Source organism: Sphingopyxis sp. (assembly GCF_016463645.1).
Lineage (GTDB): Bacteria > Pseudomonadota > Alphaproteobacteria > Sphingomonadales > Sphingomonadaceae > Sphingopyxis.
Genome location: NZ_JAEMQX010000224.1, coordinates 1 through 1,524 on the forward strand (window position 1 = coordinate 1; position 1,524 = coordinate 1,524).

2 protein-coding genes and 1 pseudogene are annotated in these 1,524 nt (G+C 69.8%); all 3 read right to left on the reverse strand.

Annotation, left to right across the window (positions count from 1 at the left end):
- A partial coding sequence (locus JHC57_RS21820) for a hypothetical protein (RefSeq protein ID WP_294032673.1) occupies positions 1-284 on the reverse strand: 284 nt, incomplete at its 3' end.
- 77 nt (positions 285-361) lie between these two features.
- On the reverse strand, positions 362-1,168 hold the full coding sequence (locus tag JHC57_RS21825; RefSeq protein WP_294032674.1) for a hypothetical protein: 807 nt from the start codon (positions 1,166-1,168) through the stop codon (positions 362-364).
- Positions 1,169-1,179: 11 nt separating this feature from the next.
- Positions 1,180-1,524: pseudogene (locus JHC57_RS21830) on the reverse strand (hypothetical protein); the annotation flags it as partial.

Below are 1,524 nucleotides of genomic sequence, written 5' to 3' on the forward strand. Positions count from 1 at the left end.
GAGATCCACTCGCCGTGCCAGGGGCGCGGGTGCGGGTAGAAGCGAAGAACGCCTGGAACATCGGTTTCGCCGCTGGCGAGGCGTTCTTCCAGCCAGAGGATGTAGAGCGCGGCGTCGGCGAGATCGCCGGCGAGCAGATCGTCGAGCATCGCGGCCTCGCGCGCGGTCTGTTCGTCGAGCGCGGACCAGTCCAGCGCATCGAGGAAACGGTCGCGTCGATCGGTGTAGCGCGCGATGCGGGCAGCGTCGGCCTGGACGCTGGCGATGGCGAGATGGATATCCACGGGCGGTGCTCCTTCCGGCATGTCGGTGACATGCCGCCCGCTCCCGCTCCCCTTCCCTCGCGCCGCTGGCGCGGGGATCATGCCGCGAGGATTTCGCGGATCGCGTCGCTCCGGCGCGGATAGGCAAGCCGGGGCAGATCGCGCGCGGTGCGCCGGGCGTCGCGCGTCAGCTCGAAGCAATAGGTGAACAGCGGGCTTTGCCGGTGCGGGCGGAGCAGATTGTCGGCACGGAGCCGCGCGAGCCAGTCGGCGGGGTGTTCGTGCGCCTCCGGCCTCGGCGCACCGAGCCGCACCAGCTGGTCGATCGCCCCGGCATGGCCGGATTCGAGGTTGCGGATCTTCGACAGCGTTCTCTCCGAGATCAGCTCGCCGGCGATGCGCAGCACCGTCCGCGGCCTCGTGCGGCCGCGATAGGCGCCCGACAGCGCGGCATAGACGACGCCGCAATGGCCGAAGGCGGGATCGGAGAAGCTGACGACAGCGTCGATCCGGGGCTTGGCGAGGCGCAGGAGGCGGAAGGCGCGCGACGTGAAGAAGCTTTCGCCGTTCGCGGCGACCGAGGGCAGGCAGATGAGCCGTTGCAGTACGCAGCCCCGAGCGGGATCGGCATAGCCGGTGTGCCGGGTGATGACCGCGCCGGTCGCCGGCACGCCGAACACGATGAGACCGACCAACGCGGATCTGCCCGGGTCGCCCGGACCGAACAGCCCGCAGGCGAGCTGGGCGGCGGGATAGCGCGGGAGGTAATGATGGTCGGCGAGGAATGCGCGGGCAGTATCATGGGCGACGACATCGACGGCGTAGCGGCGCGGGTCGATCACGCTGTCGCCGGCAACGAACAAGCTGCGCCGGTCGCGCCAGCGCTGGGAGCGGTCGGTGAGCATGGTTACCTCCGTCAGGCCGCGTCGGCGTAGATCTCGGCCGCCCAGGTCTCGATCCATCCGGTGGTGATCTCATCGTGATCAAGATCGCCGCTCTCGATCAGGGCGCGGATCTCGGCGCGAGCCTGCGCGATCGCGCGTTCCCAGGGGTCGGCGGTTGGTGGCGGTGGAGTAGACGCCGCGGCCTCGGGCAGGTGTCGCGGTGTTTCGAGCGTTCGCGCGCATTGCGTGCGATACCAGCGTTCCATGAAGTCGGCGCCGAGCGCGTCGGTCTTGGCGATGCGATGCCTGAGCGCGTGCTGTCGCACGCCTACGCCCCATCCCTGGCTGTCTATCGAGGCGATCCAGCGTGCGAACGG